The sequence below is a fragment of the Flavobacterium psychrotrophum genome (assembly GCF_003403075.1).
Lineage (GTDB): Bacteria > Bacteroidota > Bacteroidia > Flavobacteriales > Flavobacteriaceae > Flavobacterium > Flavobacterium psychrotrophum.
On sequence record NZ_CP031557.1, the window covers coordinates 939636 to 959495 of the forward strand.

At 39.8% G+C, this 19860-nt stretch carries 19 protein-coding genes; 15 read left to right on the top strand and 4 right to left on the bottom strand.

Annotation, left to right across the window (positions count from 1 at the left end):
• Positions 1-9: 9 nt before the first annotated feature.
• The 10 genes from DYH63_RS03985 to DYH63_RS04030 all read left to right on the top strand — a co-directional run bounded on the left by DYH63_RS03985 (position 10) and on the right by DYH63_RS04030 (position 10912).
• The gene (locus DYH63_RS03985; protein WP_116787577.1) at positions 10-1749 is read left to right on the top strand and encodes a T9SS type A sorting domain-containing protein; all 1740 of its coding nucleotides are present in this window, start codon (positions 10-12) and stop codon (positions 1747-1749) included.
• Between the two features lie 97 nt (positions 1750-1846).
• Positions 1847-2032, top strand: coding sequence for a DUF3820 family protein (locus DYH63_RS03990; RefSeq protein ID WP_439952038.1), 186 nt, complete (start codon positions 1847-1849; stop codon positions 2030-2032).
• A 175-nt stretch (positions 2033-2207) separates the two neighbouring features.
• Positions 2208-3824, top strand: a complete 1617-nt coding sequence (pyrG, locus tag DYH63_RS03995; RefSeq protein WP_116787579.1) for a CTP synthase — start codon at positions 2208-2210, stop codon at positions 3822-3824.
• Between the two features lie 54 nt (positions 3825-3878).
• The gene (gene yidC, locus DYH63_RS04000) at positions 3879-5777 is read left to right on the top strand and encodes a membrane protein insertase YidC (RefSeq protein ID WP_116787580.1); all 1899 of its coding nucleotides are present in this window, start codon (positions 3879-3881) and stop codon (positions 5775-5777) included.
• A gap of 120 nt (positions 5778-5897) precedes the next feature.
• On the top strand, positions 5898-6617 hold the full coding sequence (locus tag DYH63_RS04005) for a toxin-antitoxin system YwqK family antitoxin (RefSeq protein ID WP_116787581.1): 720 nt from the start codon (positions 5898-5900) through the stop codon (positions 6615-6617).
• A gap of 43 nt (positions 6618-6660) precedes the next feature.
• On the top strand, positions 6661-7848 hold the full coding sequence (gene mnmA, locus DYH63_RS04010) for a tRNA 2-thiouridine(34) synthase MnmA (protein ID WP_116787582.1): 1188 nt from the start codon (positions 6661-6663) through the stop codon (positions 7846-7848).
• Between the two features lie 85 nt (positions 7849-7933).
• Positions 7934-8488, top strand: coding sequence for a PH domain-containing protein (locus DYH63_RS04015; RefSeq protein WP_116787583.1), 555 nt, complete (start codon positions 7934-7936; stop codon positions 8486-8488).
• A 129-nt stretch (positions 8489-8617) separates the two neighbouring features.
• A complete protein-coding gene (locus DYH63_RS04020) occupies positions 8618-9535 on the top strand; it encodes a hypothetical protein (RefSeq protein WP_116787584.1) in 918 nt (305 codons plus the stop codon).
• Positions 9536-9558: 23 nt separating this feature from the next.
• On the top strand, positions 9559-10203 hold the full coding sequence (locus DYH63_RS04025; RefSeq protein WP_116787585.1) for a TatD family hydrolase: 645 nt from the start codon (positions 9559-9561) through the stop codon (positions 10201-10203).
• Positions 10196-10912, top strand: a complete 717-nt coding sequence (locus tag DYH63_RS04030; RefSeq protein WP_116787586.1) for a tRNA threonylcarbamoyladenosine dehydratase — start codon at positions 10196-10198, stop codon at positions 10910-10912. Before DYH63_RS04025 ends, DYH63_RS04030 begins: the two co-directional genes overlap by 8 nt.
• Before the next feature lie 19 nt (positions 10913-10931).
• Here DYH63_RS04030 and DYH63_RS04035 read toward each other — a convergent pair whose 3' ends face one another.
• Complete coding sequence (locus DYH63_RS04035) at positions 10932-12317, bottom strand: TlpA family protein disulfide reductase (RefSeq protein WP_116787587.1); 1386 nt, start codon at positions 12315-12317, stop codon at positions 10932-10934.
• A 147-nt stretch (positions 12318-12464) separates the two neighbouring features.
• Here DYH63_RS04035 and DYH63_RS04040 point away from each other — a divergent pair, with 147 nt between their 5' ends.
• From DYH63_RS04040 to DYH63_RS04055, 4 genes are all read left to right on the top strand, one after another.
• A complete protein-coding gene (locus tag DYH63_RS04040) occupies positions 12465-14087 on the top strand; it encodes an ABC-F family ATP-binding cassette domain-containing protein (RefSeq protein WP_116787588.1) in 1623 nt (540 codons plus the stop codon).
• A 162-nt stretch (positions 14088-14249) separates the two neighbouring features.
• Positions 14250-15107, top strand: coding sequence for a carboxylating nicotinate-nucleotide diphosphorylase (gene nadC, locus DYH63_RS04045; protein WP_116787589.1), 858 nt, complete (start codon positions 14250-14252; stop codon positions 15105-15107).
• A 3-nt stretch (positions 15108-15110) separates the two neighbouring features.
• The gene (locus DYH63_RS04050; RefSeq protein ID WP_116787590.1) at positions 15111-16037 is read left to right on the top strand and encodes a YihY/virulence factor BrkB family protein; all 927 of its coding nucleotides are present in this window, start codon (positions 15111-15113) and stop codon (positions 16035-16037) included.
• A gap of 21 nt (positions 16038-16058) precedes the next feature.
• Entirely contained in the window at positions 16059-16487 is a 429-nt protein-coding gene (locus DYH63_RS04055; RefSeq protein WP_116787591.1) for a DUF2147 domain-containing protein, read from the top strand.
• A gap of 303 nt (positions 16488-16790) precedes the next feature.
• On the opposite strand, the gene DYH63_RS04060 is transcribed toward DYH63_RS04055, so the two are convergent.
• The 3 genes from DYH63_RS04060 to DYH63_RS04070 all read right to left on the bottom strand — a co-directional run bounded on the left by DYH63_RS04060 (position 16791) and on the right by DYH63_RS04070 (position 19289).
• Complete coding sequence (locus DYH63_RS04060) at positions 16791-17417, bottom strand: hypothetical protein (protein ID WP_116787592.1); 627 nt, start codon at positions 17415-17417, stop codon at positions 16791-16793.
• Between the two features lie 175 nt (positions 17418-17592).
• A complete protein-coding gene (locus tag DYH63_RS04065) occupies positions 17593-18501 on the bottom strand; it encodes a bifunctional metallophosphatase/5'-nucleotidase (RefSeq protein WP_116787593.1) in 909 nt (302 codons plus the stop codon).
• Positions 18501-19289 carry a 5'-nucleotidase C-terminal domain-containing protein gene (locus tag DYH63_RS04070; RefSeq protein WP_116787594.1) on the bottom strand — a complete coding sequence of 263 codons (789 nt, stop codon included), beginning with the start codon at positions 19287-19289 and terminating at the stop codon, positions 18501-18503. The genes DYH63_RS04065 and DYH63_RS04070 overlap by 1 nt, the downstream gene beginning before the upstream one ends.
• Positions 19290-19346: 57 nt before the next feature.
• Here DYH63_RS04070 and DYH63_RS04075 point away from each other — a divergent pair, with 57 nt between their 5' ends.
• A complete protein-coding gene (locus DYH63_RS04075; protein WP_162926915.1) occupies positions 19347-19859 on the top strand; it encodes a DUF6913 domain-containing protein in 513 nt (170 codons plus the stop codon).
• The last annotated feature ends 1 nt before the right edge of the window (position 19860 follow it).

Below are 19860 nucleotides of genomic sequence, written 5' to 3' on the forward strand. Positions count from 1 at the left end.
TCTACCTACATGAAAAAAATTACGATGCTATTAATGCTGTTGTTTACTACTATGCTACGTGCTCAGGTTCCTGTATATGTGCAGTCTGTTTCTGATGTGTTTTATTTTACAGAGTTGGCAGGCAAAAGCTATTTTATAGCCAGGGGTAATGAGCTTTGGTCTACAGATGGTAGTACGGCAAATACACAATCTGTAATCGCTATGGGTACAAGTTCTGCAAATATTTTTTGTGTAAATGGAAGTAAGATGTATATAAGGGCATCAAAAACTCCGGCTCCAGATGGTACAGATGAGGCCTTATGGGTATCTGACGGTACAGCTAATGGTACTGTACTGATAAGTGCGGGATTTAAAGCAATATCGCAATATTTTTTACCTGTAGGAAATCAGGTTTTTTTTCTAGCCGAAGATGCTACCCACGGATATGAATGGTGGGTTACTGATGGCACTGCGGCCGGCACGCATTTGACAAAAGATATTAATCCCGGTATGCCGGGGCAGGATATTGGGATTCGTCATATTGCTTACCACAATAAAATGTATTTTATAGGCTACACGCAAACTGGCGAGATGGACTTTTGGGTTAGCGATGGTACAGAGGCTGGTACTTATATGCTGACGGAGTCTGATTATCCCGGAGCCGTGCCCCTGGACTATGACATGATCATATACCACGATAAGATATATTTTACATTTCATGACAGAACAAACGGGATAGAGCTTTGGGTGTCAGACGGCACTGCTTCTGGTACACATATACTAAAAAACTGCAACACAGGCAGCAGTGGGACTTATCCAACGTGTTTTAATCTGTTTAATGATCGTTTACTGTTTATAGCATATAACGGTAATGACCTGGGAAGCCAAAATCTGTGGTCTACTGACGGTACGGAAGAAAATACCCTGCCCATAAAAAGGATGAATGTATCTGGTTTAAGCACTACTGAGTGGGTGCTGTATAACGGTGCGTATTATTTTGATGCAAATATGGATGGCCTGGGCTTAGAACTTTGTGTAACCGATGGTACTACTGCCGGTACACACCCTGTAAAAGATATAAGAACGGGAACTGTAGGTTCTTTTCCTGACAGGCTTACGGTTGCTAATAACAAGTTATTCTTTTTTGCATCAGATGGTTCTACAGGTACAGAGCCTTGGGTAACCGATGGTACAGCAGCAGGAACAATGCAGCTAAAAGATATTTTTCCGGGCACATCCGGCAGTATGGTGGGTAATTATGGAGCGAGTTATGCAATAGGTAATAAGGTCTATTTTGTAGCGAGAATAGCCGCAAATAATTTACACCTTTACGCCAGCGATGGCACCGCAGCAGGTACTGTGGCTGTTGCACCGGCAAATGCTACGGTAACATTTTCGCCATTAAACAGTGGTTTCGGTACATTATATAAATCGTATGGAGCGTTATATTTTGAGGCAAAATATACAGGTAATCAAGATAACTTATACAGGATCGGGACTCCGTCTTTAGGTGTTGAGAGTATAAACTCAACCACAGATGTTAAACTGTACCCGAACCCTGCTAAAGATTTTATAACTATTGAATACGCTACAGGTTTAGTAAATACTGTAACTATTTATAACACGCTTGGGCAGCAGGTGCATTCAGAAAATCTTCAAAATGCCCATGGCAGTGCTACGGTAAATGTTTCAAAACTGCAACCGGGATATTATTTTGTTGAGGTTGGTTCAGGCTCAGGAAAGTCGGTTTTTAAAATTTTAAAAAATTAATTTTACAAATATTACCTATACATTTGCCCCTTAACCAAGGGGCATTTTTATTTTGGACGAACAACAACAATTTCTTATAAAGCTGGCACATGCCAAAATGCCCTTTGGCAAATACGAGGGGCGTTATCTTATAGACCTGCCTGAGTATTATGTAGTGTGGTACAGCAATAAAGGCTTTCCTGCCGGACTATTGGGTAAGCAGCTGCAACAGGTATACGAACTAAAGCTTAACGGCCTTGAAGACCTGATAAGGAATATAAAGAAACAATATCCTAAGCCGTGATACTGATTTGAAAATTTGATGATTTGAAAATTATAATTAAGCAGGTTTTCAGGTGGCTGAGGTTAAATTTTCAAATTGCCTCATTTTCAAATTTTCAAATTATAATATCGATAAATTTCCGTACTTTTGCGACGTTTTTTACAACAACAACACAACAACACAGGAGGAATTTATAATGAATCAGACAAAGTATATTTTTGTTACCGGAGGTGTTACGTCTTCCCTTGGTAAGGGAATCATAGCGGCTTCGCTGGCAAAACTATTGCAGGCAAGGGGTTACAGAACCACCATACAAAAATTTGACCCCTACATTAACGTAGACCCGGGAACACTTAATCCTTACGAGCACGGCGAGTGTTATGTAACAGACGACGGTGCCGAAACGGATCTTGACCTTGGCCATTACGAACGTTTTTTAAATGTGCCTACATCTCAGGCTAATAACGTTACTACGGGTAGGGTATATCTTTCTGTTATAGAAAAAGAACGCCGTGGCGAATTTTTAGGTAAAACGGTTCAGGTAGTTCCTCATATCACTAACGAGATCAAGGAGCGTATGCAGCTGCTTGGTAACACGGGTGAGTATGATATTGTTATTACCGAAATAGGTGGTACGGTAGGTGATATTGAGTCGTTGCCATACATCGAGTCGGTACGCCAGCTTGTTTGGGATCTTGGCGAAAGCAACAGCCTGGTTATACACCTTACACTGGTACCTTACCTTGCTGCTGCCGGAGAACTTAAGACCAAGCCTACACAGCACTCCGTTAAAACGTTGATGGAGAGTGGTATTAAGGCAGATATCCTTGTTTGCCGCACAGAGCACGAACTATCGTCTGACCTTAGGCATAAATTGGCCTTGTTTTGTAACGTAAGTAAAGATTCTGTTATACAATCTATCGATGCTTCTACTATATATGATGTGCCAAACCTTATGTTAGAGGAAGGCCTTGATAAGGTAGCGCTTAAAAAACTTGCACTTCCTGAAAAGAATACACCGGACCTTAAACACTGGAACGAGTTTTTGTTCAGGCTTAAAAATCCTAAGCATACGGTAAACATTGGCCTTGTAGGTAAATATGTAGAGCTTCAGGACTCTTATAAATCTATACTGGAGGCCTTTATACATGCAGGTTCTGCAAACGAAACTAAGGTGAACGTTATAAGCGTACACTCTGAATATATTGATAAAGAAAACGCTGCAGATAAGCTGGGTAATCTTGACGGTATACTTGTGGCTCCTGGTTTTGGCGGACGCGGTATAGAAGGGAAGATAGAAACAGTGCGTTTTGCACGCGAAAATAACATACCGTTCTTTGGTATCTGCCTTGGCATGCAAATGGCGGTTATAGAATATGCCCGTAACGTAGTAGGCTGGAAAGATGCTAACTCTACCGAAATGAACGAGCACACTGCTTATCCGGTGATAAACATCATGGAAGAGCAAAAAACCATAACTGATAAGGGTGGTACTATGCGTCTTGGTGCATGGAGCTGTACGCTGGAGCCTAATACCCTTGCAAGTGCCATATATAATGGTAAGGCAGAAATTAAGGAGCGTCACCGTCACCGTTATGAGTTTAACGGAGCTTATTTTAATGAGCTTACAACTGCCGGTCTTAAACCATCGGGCGTTAACCCGGATACCGGGCTTGTAGAAATTATAGAGCTTGAAAACCACCCGTTCTTTATAGGGGTACAATACCACCCGGAGTATAAGAGTACGGTAGCTAATCCGCACCCGCTTTTTGTAAGTTTTGTAAAAGCAGCGGTTAAGAAAAAAAGTGAATAGCCTGTAGTTGCAGTTTTATTTCGGCAATTTTTAGCAGGTAATTATAAATAGATAATGGAAGAAAAAAAGTTAGACATTAAAACAATTATCGGTTTCGGACTGATAATGGTGCTGCTGTTATGGATGATTTACGGCCAGACAGACAAACGCGAAAAAGAGGCTCGCGAAAAAGCTAAGCAGGAACAGCTTGACAAGGCTAAGAAAACCCAGATACCTGAAGGTACAACGGCATCGGTTATAACCGATTCTACCGCTACAGATTCTGTAAAGCTGGCTAAACTGCGCGGTTCGCTGGGTGCGTTTGCTTATAGCGCTACACTTCCGTCTGCTAAAAACAACCTTACCGAAATTAAAAACCCACTGCTTACCATTAAGGTAGCTAACAAAGGTGGCTATATTGATGAGTGTACACTTAATAACTTTGAGCAAATTACAAAAGGCTCTGGTAAAAGGGTAGAGCTTATTAAAGGTAACAATGCAAGCTTTAACCTTCAGTTTAAAACGTCAGACAACCGTATCCTTAATACACAGGATATGTATTTTGAGCCGGTAAAAACTATGGAAGGCGAAAACCAGGTACTTACCATGAGGCTAAAAGCAGGTGAAAACCAGTTTCTGGAATACCGCTATGTGCTAAAGCCGAATGATTTTATGCTTGATTTTTCTATCCGTTCTCAGGGGCTTGCCCAGGTAGTAGATACTTCTAAGCCTATCGACCTTGAGTGGGGTATGAAAACCTACAGGAACGAAAAAAGCGTTGCTTTTGAAAACCGTTACACTAACTTAGGGTATGAGTATGAAGAGGGCAAGTTTGATAAACTGGGCCTTGGTAAAAGCGATACAGAGAAAGTGGATGACGTAAGTTATATTGCATTTAAACAGCATTTGTTTACATCAGTACTACTTACAGATACGCACTTTAAAAGTGCTGAGCTTACTTCAGAAAACCTTGTTGTTGACGAAAAAAAGGATACCATTTTTACAAGGAAGTTTATGGCTAAAATGCCACTTGCATATAAAGGTGGAGAGCTTAATTATAATATGAACTGGTATTATGGCCCGGCAGATTATAAAATTCTTAACGAATACAACAAAAACCTTGATGAGATCATTCCACTGGGCTGGGGTATCTTTGGTTGGATAAACCGCTGGATATTTATTCCGGTATTTAGTTTGCTAAGTGGTTTCCTTCCTTACGGTATTGGTATTATCGTATTTACAATACTTATCAGGCTGGCAATGTCTCCGGTAACGTATAAATCATACCTGTCTCAGGCAAAGATGAAAGTACTGCGTCCTGAAATTACAGAGCTAAACGAGAAGTACAAGAAAGACCCGATGAAAAAGCAGCAGGAAACCATGAAACTGTATTCTGCGGCAGGGGTAAACCCTATGGCAGGCTGTCTTCCGGCAGTTATGCAGATACCGGTTTTCTACGCGTTATTCCAGTTCTTCCCTTCGTATTTTGACCTTAGGCAGAAAAGTTTCCTTTGGGCGGATGACCTTTCATCGTATGATTCAGTGCTAAAACTGCCGTTTGATATTCCATTCTATGGTAATCACGTAAGTTTGTTCCCTATACTTGCATCGCTTGCTATATTTTTCTATATGAAGATGACAACGGGCGACCAAACCATGTCTGCACCACAGCAAGAGGGTATGCCGGATATGAGCAAGATCATGAAGGTAATGATTTATATCTCGCCAATAATGATGCTTATATTCTTTAACAGCAACCCATCTGGACTGAGTTTGTATTACTTTATCTCTAACCTTATTACAATAGGTATTATGTATGTTATTAAAAACCATATTGTAAAAGAAGACAAGATACACGCGCTGATACAAAATAATAAGAGCAAGCCGAAGCAGCAAGGCCGTTTCCAAAAGAAAATGCAGGAAATGATGGAGCAGGCGCAAGAGCAGCAAAAATCAAAACAGATTAAAAAATAATACGGCAAAGCACTCTTCGGGGTGCTTTGTTGCTTAAGCCGGGTTGGCATACATTTTGGATAGCCACAAAACAATATTTAAAGTATATTCGGGTTTTATTTATAAACAACCACATTTGTAATGAAAAGAGTAGCAGTATTAAGCCTTATATTTTTAATTGCCACAGGGGCAATGGCGCAGGATATCAATAAAAAAGACGCCCAGGGCAACCGCGACGGCCTTTGGAAAGGTACTTATGAAGCCAGTAAAAGGCCACGTTATGAAGGTACTTTTAACCATGGTAAAGAAACAGGAACCTTTAAGTTTTTTGATGATACGCAGGCATCAACCCTTATGGCTACACGTGTATTTGCTAAAGATGGTTCCTGCTATACTACCTTTTTTGAACCTACCGGTACTAAAGTAAGCGAGGGTAAAGAGGTAAACCACCTGCAGGAAGGCGAGTGGAAGTACTACCATTATAAGAACAAAGCTGTTATGGCACAGGAGTTTTATAAAGCCGGTAAGCTAAACGGAGCCCGTAAGGTGTTTTTTGAAAACGGGACACTTGCCGAAGAAACTAATTATGTAAATGGCGTAAAAGAAGGTGCCTATAAAAAATATACCGAAAAAGGCCTGGTGCTTGAAGAAGCTACATATAAAAATGATGAGTTTAACGGCCCCGCTGCTTATCGTGATGCCGATGGGAACGTTGCATCTCAGGGGCTATATAAAAATGGCTTAAAGCATGGCGTGTGGAAGTTTTATGACAAGGGCAAACTGGTTAAAGAAACCGATATGAGTGTGAGTGCCCGCAAAGCCGCAGGGAAAGCAAAAACAGAAGCAAAGAAAAGCAATTGATTTTTATTGTACCTTTGTATCGAAATTTTTGAATGTATTTAAGATGAAACGTGTAGTAGTAGGCCTTTCGGGTGGAGTAGACAGTAGTGTGGCAGCATATCTTTTGCAACAGCAGGGGTATGAGGTAATAGGCTTGTTTATGAAGAACTGGCACGATGATACGGTAACTATATCTAACGAATGTCCGTGGCTGGAAGACAGCAACGATGCACTTTTAGTTGCCGAAAAACTGGGCATACCGTTCCAGACGGTAGATCTTAGCGAAGAATATAAAGAGCGTATTGTAGACTATATGTTTAACGAATACGAAAAAGGACGCACGCCAAACCCGGATGTACTTTGCAACCGCGAGATAAAGTTTGATGTGTTTATGAAGATTGCCCTGAGCCTGGGGGCCGACTATGTAGCTACCGGACACTATTGCCGCAAAGATACTATTGAGGTTGATGGTAAAGAAGTGCACCGCCTGCTTGCGGGTGTAGATGGTAATAAAGACCAGTCGTACTTTTTATGCCAGTTATCTCAGGAGCAGTTGTCAAAAGCATTGTTCCCTATTGGGGAGCTTACCAAGCCTGAGGTGCGCAAAATAGCTGCCGAAATGGAACTGGTTACCGCTGAGAAAAAAGATTCACAAGGGCTTTGTTTTATTGGCAAGGTACGCCTGCCTGAATTTTTACAGCAGCAGCTTCAGCCTAAAGAAGGTGTTATTTATGAGGTAAATGCCGACCTGCCTTTATATGCTGAAGAACAAACAGAATTTAACGATATTAAAGAGCGCCTGGCATACCAAGCCAAAAACATTACCTATAAGCCCGAGATGGCTAAGGTAGTGGGCAAGCACCAGGGCGCGCATTACTATACTATAGGGCAACGTAAAGGACTAAATGTTGGCGGTACTAAAGAAGCTTTATTTATCATCGCTACCGATGTTGAAACAAACGCTATTTATACCGGACAGGGTCAGGCTCACCCGGGATTGTTCCGTAAGGCGTTGTACATACAGGAAAACGAAATACACTGGGTACGCGAGGACCTTACTTTAAAAGATGGCGAAACCATGGATGTTATGGTACGTATACGCTACCGCCAGCCGCTTCAAAAAGCTACACTGCATAAGTTTGATAGTGGTATGTACATTTCTTTTGAAGAACCGCAAAGCGCCATTACCGAAGGGCAGTTTGCTGCCTGGCACATAGGCGATGAGCTTGTGGGTAGTGGAGTGATATCGTAAATAAATAAACATTATATTTAATGCCTGATACAGAAATGCGTTGGGCATTTTATTTTTGGACATTAAATTCAACCATACCTTATTTATGATAGATAGCGAAATAAAGAATGCATTTAAAATTGCCTTGGGCACTGATGAAACTATTTTATGGACTGGTCGTCCGCCGGGAGGTGTTATTTTCAGGGCTTCTGATATTTTTTTAATACCTTTTAGTATCTTATGGTTTGGTTTTGCTGTTTTTTGGGAAGTATCGGTTGTCGAAAGTGATGCTCCCCTGCTTTTCAGACTATGGGGAATTCCTTTTCTTTGTGTAGGCCTTTACATCAGCATAGGTCGTTTTTTTATTGATTCGCATAAAAGAAAAAATACCGTCTATGCAATAACACACGAGAGGATACTGATTAAGTCAGGTATATTTTCAAGCGAAATTAATTCTGTAAGTATCCGTACACTTTCTGGTGTCACTTTTACAACCAAAGCCGATGGTTCAGGCACCATTATACTCGGGCCTGAAAATGATCGATATGGAAGAATGCAAGGTCTAGATTGGCCAGGAGTTAAACAAACGCCCAGGCTTGAGTCTATACCTAATGTTAAAGGTGTATATGACATTATAATGGACAATCAACGCAAGCCTTAATATCTGTCATATTGCATATAGGCGATGAGCTTGTGGCAAGTGGAGTAATATCGTAAATAAACATTATATTTAATGCCTGATATAGAAATGTATTGGGCATTTTTTATATTCATCATAAACTAAGAACGTATGAACCGTTATATATTACTTGTTTCGGTTTCAATTATTGGGGCAATATTTAGACATTTTGTGAAAAAACAAAGTCAGAATAAAACTGCTGATTATGATCAGGCACCAGACTCTTTTAAAAATATAATAGACACAATTGCTCCTGATGATCTTATAAAAAGCAGGGTGAAAATTATCGAAAATGAAATCTATATTACAAATAGCCCTGATATTCGAGGTGCTGATGTCGAGGTGTTTACTGTGTTCGATCTAAATGATCCTATTCTCAATATTTATGAAAACGAAAATTTAATACATAGATTTACAATCGAATCAAGGGACGGATATCCTGATGTATCAGGTAGATATTTACACTCTTCAATTCGTGTGAATTCAGATTCCAGCGTTCAGATGGATGGCATTATTTCAGACGATCGGGATATTTATGATAAAGATGGTGAGGGCATAAGATTTCAGCCATTCTTTCTTTCAAATAAAGAAAGTAGTAATACAAGCCTCAAAGGACAGGGGCTTTTCCAGAGAGGACTTCATTTTAGTGGATTTATAACATCACGGAATATTAGATTTATATGTATTTGTGATGAATGTCGTATGAGTTTTTCTTTAGAATGCTATCATGCAGGATTTTCTGAATTGCAATATTTTTACTCAACAAATAGTAAGGAAATACTTTTTGTGCGTTATGGTGAAATTGAAAATCTTCCCGTGCAGTTACAAAAAGATATCAATGCTGATATAATTACCAAAGTTGAAAATCAATTACCTCAAACAAAAGATGGAAATTTTAGATTTTATAATGGCTTAAAGTGCCCACATTGTTCTGCGGATTATATTGACTTTGAAAATCATAAAGAAAGAAGAACAAATGAATATTACGCAAATTTTTATCTTAATCAAAAGCCTTTATATTTTAATTGATTTCTAAAATTAGTAACAAGCTAATGCTCCACAACCTACATACTCACAACTACACAGATAACTCTGATGTACTCGAAGTCGTAAACCGCTATCCTTATGAAGCTGTTGATGTACCGTATTTCTCAACAGGCATACACCCGTGGTATATTGATACTGATAACGTTGAGGAGCATTTAAACATTGTAGAGCATTGCCTGCAACAGCCTAATTGCCTTGCTCTTGGCGAATGCGGACTTGATAAGCGTATTGAAATTCCGCTGGATGTGCAGGTTGCTATTTTTGAAAAGCAATTATTATTAGCGAAAAAATACCAAAAACCTGTAATTTTGCACCTCGTTGCCGCATTTCAGGAGCTTATAGAAATTAAAAAGCGCCTTAATGTAGATATGCCGATGATTGTGCACGGCTTCAGTAAAAATGCACAGGTAGCAAAGCAGCTGCTGGATAATGGCTTTTACCTTTCGTTTGGGAAGTATTTATTACGTAATCCTGAACTTAGCGAGGTTTTTGCAGGAGTACCGGATGACCGTTTCTTTCTTGAAACTGATACGATAGAAGAGGGTATTACTGAAGTATATGCCAAAGCTTCTGCGGCAAAGAATATAGATATTGAATTGCTTAAAGATATTGTAAGCACTAATTTTAAAACTGTTTTTAAAAATGGCTGAATGGACCGAGAGGGCTGAACTATTGTTTAAAAAGGAAGGCCTTGACAAATTAACAAATGCACATGTAATGGTAGTGGGCCTTGGGGGCGTAGGCTCTTTTGCAGCAGAATTTCTTGCCAGGGCAGGAGTGGGTACCATGACCATTGTAGATGGCGACGTGGTAGACATTACCAACATTAACCGCCAGCTGCCGGCACTGCACAGTACTGTAGGGCAACCTAAGGTAAAGATTGTAGGCGACAGGCTTATGGATATTAACCCTGAGCTGAACCTTATTCGTGTGGAAGAGTTTCTTTCGCCGGAGCGTGCCTATGAACTGGTTACCGAGGAGTATGATTATGTTTTAGATTGCATTGACAGCATTACACCAAAGCTTAACCTTATTCTATCGGCAAAGCGCAAGAAGGTTAAGATCATTAGTAATATGGGTGCAGGTGGTAAGTATGAGGCTTCTAAGGTGCGTGTAGGCGATATTAGTAAGACAGATGTTTGCCCGCTTGCTAAAACGGTGCGTAAGCGCCTCCGTAAAGAGGGTGTTACAAAAGGTGTAAAAGCGGTATATTCTATAGAAACTCCGGATCAGTCGAGCCTTAAAATGACTAACGGACTTAACTATAAAAAATCATTTTTTGGTACCAACAGCTGGATGCCGGCCTTGTTTGGCCTTCATGCTGCCGAAGCGGTAGTAAAACACCTGATAAAGAAATAAAAAAATATAAAATATTTTTTTAGAGTGCCTTTGCAAACTGCTCATCCAGCAGGTCTGTAAAGGCATTTTTAATAGTACCATCAGGATTTAGTACTATAGTGCGGTTTATCTTGGTAAATGCCCATTTTTCTCGTAGGGTGTCAAAATTAACAGCTCTAAGCTGATGTGCATCTGCATTAGCATAGGGCAGGTTTTTTTTCCATTCCTTTTCGTTATCTACATTTACAGCAATAAATGCCACATTAGGGTATTGTTTTTTAAGCTCGGCTATTTTTTTGTAAGTACGCTGCAGGTTTACCCTTGCACAGCTTGTCCAGAAAAACAGTACAGTCTCCTCATCAATGTCGTTATGAATATCAAACGGTTTATCGTCTGTGTTTACCAAGCCTAATGCAGGCAGCTTTTTTCCGGGGCTTAGTTGTTTTATTGCATTGCTTATCTTGCTTATTTCATTGTCCCGGTCGTTATCGGTAGAAAGAGTCTCATAACGTTCTAGGAATTTCTTATTATTTACAATATTCTGGTCTTCCAGTAAATACACAAAAGCTACATTGTTTAAAACCTGATTTTTTATATCCTGGTCTTTAAAAACAGAATCTGCAATGTTTAGCTTGTTGATATTATAATCAACAGCATTTTCTTTAACAGTACCCTGTTTTACGGTTTTACCTACAGCCATGTTATTTATCATGGCCATGCTGTATTTTACAAAGGGAGAAAAGTTAATAAGCCGCTTATCATTAAAGTCTATGTCGTTTCTAAAGTCATAAAAACCTTTAGGTATATATGGCCTTGCATCCTCTCCGGTGCGGCGTGTATGTACATATAGGTAATATTCCTTTTTAGCGTAGTAATTAAGTTTTACGCGGTAGTTGGCATAAAAATCAAAAGCATCACTCCATTCTATTTCTTTCTTTCTTTTCTCGTAGAAATCTTTCCTAGCCGCATAACTGTGGTCAATGTATTTCTTGAATTTGTCAAAGCCTTCACTATAAACGTCATAAGAGTTTCTGCGTTCTTCGTCGCTCATGGCAAACAATTCAATCATAAAATTGTTTTTTCGGTCACCACGGCCACTAAAAATTATCGACTTGTCAAAATCCTGCGCGTCTATCGAAACCGTTAAACTGTCGTTTTTTTCGAAATATATGTATTGATAATCAGGCTCGTGCTTAAAGCTGTACATGCCCGGGGTAAGGGAGTCAAACTTTATAAAGAAATGATTGTTCTTGTCTAATGGCAGGGTATCAATTACCTTATTGTCTTTAGCAAACAGTAAGTAGGGCATTCTGGGGTTTTTTACCTGTCCCCTAAAGTAAGCAGTATAATTATCACCTTCTCCGCTGCAAGAGGCGAGAATGGTAAGCAATAATAATGAAGACCAGTTTTTGAGTAATGTTGCCATGTAAGGTAATCAAGTGAGCAAAGGCAAAAATATTTTTATTCTTTTGTTAATCTTGTTAAAGTACAGTTAAATTACGCATAAAGCCTCTTATAACGGCGCAATGCAAATTAATGCCCTTTTTTTCGTACTTTTGCAAAAAATTTTACAATGCTATCAGTTTCAAATCTATCGGTACAGTTTGGTAAGAGGATTTTATTTGACGAAGTTAATACAACCTTTACACAGGGCAACTGCTACGGTATAATAGGTGCTAACGGTGCCGGAAAATCTACATTTCTTAAAATACTTGCAGGAGATATAGACCCTACATCGGGTCATGTGCATCTTGAGCCGGGTAAGCGTATGAGCGTACTTAGCCAAAACCACAATATGTTTGACGAATTTACGGTGCTTGAAACCGTAATGATGGGGAACAAAACCCTGTATGCCGTTAAAAAAGAGATGGACGAAATTTACCTTAAAGCTGATTTTAGCGATAAAGATGGCGAAAGGGTAGGAGAATTGCAGGTAATTTTTGAAGAAATGAACGGCTGGAATGCCGATAGCGATGCTGCTGCAATGCTTAGTAACCTGGGTATAGGTGAGGAGCACCATTACACACTTATGGGCGACCTTGATGGTAAACTTAAAGTACGTGTGCTATTGGCACAGGCGCTTTTTGGCAACCCTGATGTGCTGATAATGGATGAGCCTACCAACGACCTTGACTTTGAAACCATATCATGGCTGGAAAATTTCCTTGCTAATTATGACAATACAGTAATTGTAGTATCTCATGACAGGCACTTTCTTGATGCCGTGTGTACACACATATCAGATATCGACTTTGGTAAGATAAACCAGTATTCAGGTACTTATACCTTCTGGTACGAATCAAGCCAGCTTGCTGCACGCCAGCGTGCCCAGCAAAACAAAAAGGCTGAGGAGAAGAAGAAAGAGCTTCAGGAATTTATCATGCGCTTTAGTGCAAACGTGGCTAAATCGAAGCAGGCTACCAGCCGTAAAAAAATGCTTGATAAGCTAAAAGTTGACGATATTAAGCCGTCTAGCCGTCGTTATCCTGCCATTATTTTTGACCAGGATCGTGAAGCCGGCGACCAGATATTAAACGTAAAAGACCTTTCTGCCTCTATCGATGGCGAAGTGTTGTTTAAAAACGTAGACCTTAACATGGCTAAAGGCGACAAGATAGCGGTATTCTCTAAAGACAGCCGTGCTACATCTGCCTTCTACGAAATAATAAACGGTAACCAGACTGCTGATACCGGAACTTTTGAATGGGGTATTACTACCATACAAAGTTACCTGCCCGGCGATAACCACTCATTCTTTGAAAACGACCTTACGCTGGTTGACTGGCTGCGCCAGTGGGCTAAGACAGAAGAGGAGCGCGACGAGGTTTATGTACGTGGTTTCCTTGGTAAGATGATTTTTAGTGGAGAAGAAGCGCTTAAAACAGGCCGTGTACTATCGGGTGGAGAAAAAGTGCGTTGTATGCTTAGCCGCATGATGATGCTTCGCGCTAACGTGCTGATGCTTGATGAGCCTACAAACCACCTTGACCTTGAAAGTATTACTGCGTTTAACAACTCGCTTAAAAACTTTAAAGGATCTGTGTTGTTTACAACGCATGACCACGAGTTTGCGCAAACTGTTGCAAACCGCGTGCTTGAAATTACTCCTAAAGGTGTTATTGACCGTTATATGACGTTTGATGATTATCTTGATGATGAGAAAGTTCAGGAGCTTAGAAAGAAAATGTATAGCTAAGATTCTTAGTTTTAAAATATCCGCACCCGGCAGCCTTTGGTTTGTCGGGTGTTTTTTTTTATGAAGGGATAGTGCAATTTTAACGTTTGCTTATCCTTGTTTGTGATACTGCGTTTCCGCTTCCCGAAAAAATCGTTATCTTAGCACTACAATACAAAACCAATGATTTCTGAACAACAATTCCAGGCTGAACTTGATATTATAATTTCTAACGCCATTCGCGAAGATGTGGGCCCCGGCGATTATTCGTCGCTTGCCTGTATACCTGCCAGCGCTACCGGTCGTGCCAAGCTTTTAGTAAAAGATAACGGACTGCTTGCCGGTGTGGCTTTTGCACAGCAGGTGTTTGCCTATGTAGACCCTGAGCTTAAAATAGAAGTTTTTATACAAGATGGTACACCTGTAAAATATGGCGATGTGGCTTTTCATGTTAGCGGCGCGTCTCAAAGTATACTAAAGGCTGAGAGACTGGTGTTAAACGCCATGCAGCGCATGAGTGCCATTGCTACAAAGACCAAAAAATATGTAGATATTTTAGAGGGCACCGGTACCGGTGTGCTTGATACCCGTAAAACTACGCCCGGCATACGTGCGCTCGAAAAATGGGCGGTAAAAATAGGTGGCGGCGAAAACCACCGTTTTGCCCTGTATGATATGGTAATGCTTAAAGATAACCATATTGACTTTGCAGGAGGTATTACACAAGCCATTACAAAAACGCAGCACTACCTTAAAGAAAATAACCTTGACCTTAAAATAATTGTTGAAGCACGCGACCTTGATGAAGTGCGCGAAATTATAGCCAATCCCGGTGTGCACCGCATACTGCTTGATAATTTTGATTACGATACTACCCGTGAGGCCGTAGCACTTATAGGTAATTATTGCCAGACAGAATCGAGCGGAGGTATTAATGAGGATACCATGCGCCACTATGCAGAATGCGGCGTTAATTATATTTCGAGCGGGGCGCTTACCCATTCGGTTTATAATATGGACCTGAGCCTGAAAGCATTTTAATACATGTCTGTAGAGCTGGAACATAAGCTGGAGCGCGTACCTGTACTAAAATACATGGTGCGGTTTGGTAAAACAATTAAGCTGCCCTATTCTGAGGGGCTTACATTGTATCATCTGCTTGAACTTTATATTACCGGCATCGTAAAAGGCGATATATCATATAGGGCAGGGGCTATTGCATTCAGTTTTTTTATGTCGCTGTTTCCGTTTGCGCTTTTTATCCTGAACCTCATACCATACATTCCGCTGGAAAATTTTCAGGAAGATTTTATGCAGTTTGTGGCCGATAACGTTCCGCCAAATACGTATGATGCCATTGCAAATATACTTACAGATATCTTGCTAAACAGCCATAAAAGCCTGCTTAGTACGGGTATATTGCTGGCTATATTACTTATGAGCAATGGTATGAATGCCATACTTAGCGGTTTTCAGAGTAGTATGCACATAACTATTAAACGAACGTATTTCAGGCAATATGCGCTTGCTATAGGGTTGTCGTTGCTGCTGTCGATATTGTTGATCATTACTGTTTCGGCTATTATTGTTTTTGAAGTAATAATAAGAAAACTTAGTAGCCACTACTACATTCCTGCAGAAGTTTATTTACTGCAATGGGGGCGCTACCTGTTTCTTATATTAATGATATTAATTACCACCAGTGTGCTCTTTAAATTTGCGGCTAAAGAAACCCGTCAGGCTGCTTTTTTTAGCTATGGGTCGGTTTTTAGCACACTGCTTTTTGGCCTTACATCTTATGGTTTTGGTATTTATGTAGTGCGTTTTAGTAAATATAATGAGTTGTACGGGTCTATTGGCACGCTGCTTGTATTAATGCTGTATATATGGATTAACTGTTTTATTCTGCTCTTAGGGTTCGAACTAAATGCGCTTATCCATAAATTAAAAAGAAAAAATTTGTATATTTAGCATTAATTAACAACAACAATTATGAAAAGAATAATTTTTACATTTTTAATGACGGCCTTTGTGGGCATGCTTTCAATGTCGGCACAGGTAACAGGCAAGTGGAAAACCTTTGACGATGAAACCGGCGAAGCAAAATCTATCGTACATGTTTATGAAGAAGGCGGAAAGGTTTATGGTAAAGTAGTTGAAATACTTAACCCTGCAAAAAAAGACAAAAAATGCCAGGACTGTAAAGGGGCAGATAAAGATAAACCCATTCTTGGCCTTATAATTATTAAAGGACTTAGCAAAGATGGCGATTCATATTCTGATGGCGACATCCTTGACCCAAATAAAGGTAAACTGTACAGCTGCACGATAAAACTTGATGGTAAAGATAAACTGAAAGTACGTGGTTATATGGGGGTATCTCTTTTAGGCCGTACCCAATACTGGACAAGGGTGAAATAATTCTCTATCGATATATTTCTATCTTAAACAATAAACGCGGCTTTTGGGCCGCGTTTATTGTTTTGTAGTAGTGGCCTTACATTATAAGTGATTCTAAATAAAATATAATATAGTTTAGATATTTTTTCTCGCAAAGGAGCAGAGCTATATTCTCATCAAGTTCCGATACAGCCGACTATAAGTCGCAAAGCTTTGATAATTAGTGCCTTTGAGTGACCTTTAAATCATTGCACTATGATAAATATGCAAATGATATAAGACAGTTAAAGCATCTCCTTATTATGATACTTGTTAAATGAAAAACTACCTCGCAGGAGATAAATCCCATATTTCGGTACCCGAATATGTTACGTCGAGATGTGGTTTTGCGGGGCTGTCAGCGTTTATTGTTTTTATAATACCGCTTAGCCTAAAGTTACGGTTATCATACTTGTCTGTGTCTTGTAGCATTTCAGGATAGGCAATTTCAAAAAGTTCTGTCATTTGTATAACATCAGCATCTTTGTTAGTGGTGCATTTTACCCAGCTTTTGCCATCGGCAGAAAGTAATAGCAGGTTAAGTATACCTTTGCTCTTAAAAGTAATTGTAGGGCTAATAAAGCGCTTACCTTCAAGCGGCTTTAGCTTTTTAACCGCTGTAGCGTTATCAATCTTGCCATTTGCCAGTTCTGCAGCTGTTACATTAAGAATCATGTAGCGCAATATGGCAGCATCATCTTTCCTGAATTCATCGTTCTTTACGCGGTTGTAATAACTAGAAGTAAGCTTATCTGCATCCTCCCATTTTTCGGCTTTTATAAGTCCGGTTAAAGTAGCCCATTCGCTTTTATAAATTTGTGGCATAAAATCGGGCAGGGAAGGTTTATTGTCCTGTGCATTGGCAACAGTAATTGATAACAGCAGGGCGGCGGCAAGGGTAAGCTTTTTCATATTTATAATTGTATTGGTTTAGTTTACAATTATACAAAATTTTTGAATTGCTTCTTTACATAAAATTGCTGCGAATGATTTGTGTCAATCAGCTATAAAAATAAGCCCCGAATTTCACTAATTTGTGGAATTAGTAAAATTCGGGGCAAAAAAAATATGTTTCAATACCTTACGGCTATACGGTAATGGTTTTTCCGGAAGCTAACTTTTTGCCTTTACTAAAGCTAAAGTCAAGACGGCCTACGTTTATGCCATAACACCCAACCTGGTTAACAAGTACTTCCTGCCCGTCAAGGTTTTTTTCTACATACGGTTTGGTAAGAAAGGTATGTGTGTGCCCGCCAATAATGGCATCGATATTTTTTGTTCTGCGCGCTAAAACAAGGTCGCTTATTTTTTGAGGTTCATTGGCATAAATAAACCCAAGGTGCGAAAGGCAGATTACAAGGTCGCACTGCTCATTTACCTTAAGTATACGGCTCATGTCCTGTGCTGTTTCCAGCGGGTTGTTATATACCGTTTCTTTATAAAGTTTTTTATCAACAAGTCCCTGAAGCTCTATCCCAAGTCCAAAGATGCCTATTTTAATGCCGTCTTTTACAAATATCTTATATGGCTTTACAATACCGTCCAGTATGGTATTCTTAAAATCGTAGTTGGCCGATACAAAGTCAAACTTGGCATGTGGCAGTTGCTTGTAAAATCCGTCAATGCCGTTATCAAAATCATGGTTACCCAGTGTGCCAAGGTCATACTTAAGCATGCTCATTAACTTCATTTCCAGTTCGCCACCATAATAGTTAAAGTAAGGTGTACCCTGAAAAATATCTCCGGCATCCAGTAGCAGTACATTAGGCTCTTCGCGGCGCACCTGCTCTATAAGCGTGGCCCTGCGTGCTACGCCACCTTTATCGCCATATTTAGGGTCGTCTACCGGAAACGGGTCTATGTGGCTGTGTACATCGTTAGTATGTAGTATGGTAAGTTTTTTAACGTCTGGTTCTGCAAAGCTGCTTAAAGATAATCCTCCCATTATCAGGGCACTTCCGGCAGCGGTTTTTTGTATAAAATCCCTTCTTTTCATTACTTTTCCTGTATTATGCGTTCAGTCCTTATTATAGGCAGGGTGTCTACTTCTTTAAAATAATCAATAAACAGGTTGCGCAGTTTATACTCAAGGTCATATGTTGCTACACCCTTACTAAAAAACGTCATGCTGTCGCCACCGTTAGAAAGGTAATCGCTGGTGGCTACATTGTAAACCTTTCCGTTTTCGAGGGGTTTGCCCTGAACGGTAACGCTTTTTAACGATCCGTCTTTATTGATGATAATTTCCATACCCGATAGCGGATGCGGTTTTTTCTCCTTAATAATGTATTGTGCCATTTCTGTAAGCTGTTCTGCTTTTAGGGCAACTACTACGGCGGCATTTTCAAAAGGCATGATCTCAAAAGCGGTTCGTGCAGTAATATTGCCTTTTGCAATTATAGACCGGATACCACCATGATTAAGCAAACATACATTAACATGTTTGTTTTCGCGAGCCATCAGGGCTTTATCGGCTTTCATAAAGGTAATATCTGCCTCAAAGTTACCTATCGTGGTTTGCCAGCCGTTAATGCTTTTAGATTTATCCATAGTTTCCGGGCAGTAAGCCAGTACACTATCCAGGTCATGGTCTATATGCTCTCTAAAGGGTTTTACAAAGCTTTCAATTTCGGGTACTGTAGCATACTGCGACGTTACCGGCAACTGTTTTCCCTGTATCGAAGTGTTTGTAAGATGGCGTGGGCCGCAACCCGTTAAAACCGAAAATGTTAAAAATAACACAAACACAGGCCACGCTGTGTTATACTTTTTATACTTTACCATTGTAACTTGGCGTTAATTTTGATAAGTTTGCAATTAGGCAATAAAAGTACTATGTTTTTGAAGTTTATTAAAGATTTCAGGCTAAAAAAGATCATTAAAAAATTATTACCAAACTATAAAGCCACAGCGTCAGGTGCTAAGGTTGTTACAGTGGGTATACTTTTAGATGAAACTTATTTTGCAGGCCGTGAAGAGCTTATACAGGAAATTGCCGCTCAGGGCATAGCTCCAGGTAATATAAAAACGCTCAGTTTTTTTGAGCGTATAAAAAAAGGACAGGCACCGGAGTGTTGCCATTTTACGTATAAAGAGGTGGGTTTTGACGGAACTTTTGCAAAAACAGACGTTTCAGATTTTATAAATACACCCTTTGACCTGCTCATCAGTTTTTATGATGTGCAAAAGCCGCCACTGGCGCTCATTACCTTACAGAGCAAAGCCGGTTTTAAGGCAGGCTTTAGTACGGTAGATAACAGGCTGAATACATTTATGATTGCCAGCCAGGCAGAAAAGTATAAAGAATTTACTGCCGAACTTTTTAGATATTTAAAGATACTTAATAAATTATAAC

Coding starts and splice junctions, on each gene's coding strand:
- DYH63_RS03985 (WP_116787577.1), top strand. CDS start 10: ATGAAAAAAATTACGATGCTATTAATGCTGTTGTTTACTACTATGCTA.
- DYH63_RS04020 (WP_116787584.1), top strand. CDS start 8,618: ATGAACCGTTATATATTACTTGTTTCGGTTTCAATTATTGGGGCAATA.
- DYH63_RS04025 (WP_116787585.1), top strand. CDS start 9,559: ATGCTCCACAACCTACATACTCACAACTACACAGATAACTCTGATGTA.
- DYH63_RS04040 (WP_116787588.1), top strand. CDS start 12,465: ATGCTATCAGTTTCAAATCTATCGGTACAGTTTGGTAAGAGGATTTTA.
- DYH63_RS04030 (WP_116787586.1), top strand. CDS start 10,196: ATGGCTGAATGGACCGAGAGGGCTGAACTATTGTTTAAAAAGGAAGGC.
- DYH63_RS04050 (WP_116787590.1), top strand. CDS start 15,111: ATGTCTGTAGAGCTGGAACATAAGCTGGAGCGCGTACCTGTACTAAAA.
- mnmA (WP_116787582.1), top strand. CDS start 6,661: ATGAAACGTGTAGTAGTAGGCCTTTCGGGTGGAGTAGACAGTAGTGTG.
- DYH63_RS04035 (WP_116787587.1), bottom strand. CDS start 12,317: ATGGCAACATTACTCAAAAACTGGTCTTCATTATTATTGCTTACCATT.
- DYH63_RS04065 (WP_116787593.1), bottom strand. CDS start 18,501: ATGAAAAGAAGGGATTTTATACAAAAAACCGCTGCCGGAAGTGCCCTG.
- DYH63_RS04070 (WP_116787594.1), bottom strand. CDS start 19,289: ATGGTAAAGTATAAAAAGTATAACACAGCGTGGCCTGTGTTTGTGTTA.
- DYH63_RS04015 (WP_116787583.1), top strand. CDS start 7,934: ATGATAGATAGCGAAATAAAGAATGCATTTAAAATTGCCTTGGGCACT.
- DYH63_RS04005 (WP_116787581.1), top strand. CDS start 5,898: ATGAAAAGAGTAGCAGTATTAAGCCTTATATTTTTAATTGCCACAGGG.
- DYH63_RS04060 (WP_116787592.1), bottom strand. CDS start 17,417: ATGAAAAAGCTTACCCTTGCCGCCGCCCTGCTGTTATCAATTACTGTT.
- pyrG (WP_116787579.1), top strand. CDS start 2,208: ATGAATCAGACAAAGTATATTTTTGTTACCGGAGGTGTTACGTCTTCC.
- yidC (WP_116787580.1), top strand. CDS start 3,879: ATGGAAGAAAAAAAGTTAGACATTAAAACAATTATCGGTTTCGGACTG.
- DYH63_RS03990 (WP_439952038.1), top strand. CDS start 1,847: ATGCCCTTTGGCAAATACGAGGGGCGTTATCTTATAGACCTGCCTGAG.
- nadC (WP_116787589.1), top strand. CDS start 14,250: ATGATTTCTGAACAACAATTCCAGGCTGAACTTGATATTATAATTTCT.
- DYH63_RS04055 (WP_116787591.1), top strand. CDS start 16,059: ATGAAAAGAATAATTTTTACATTTTTAATGACGGCCTTTGTGGGCATG.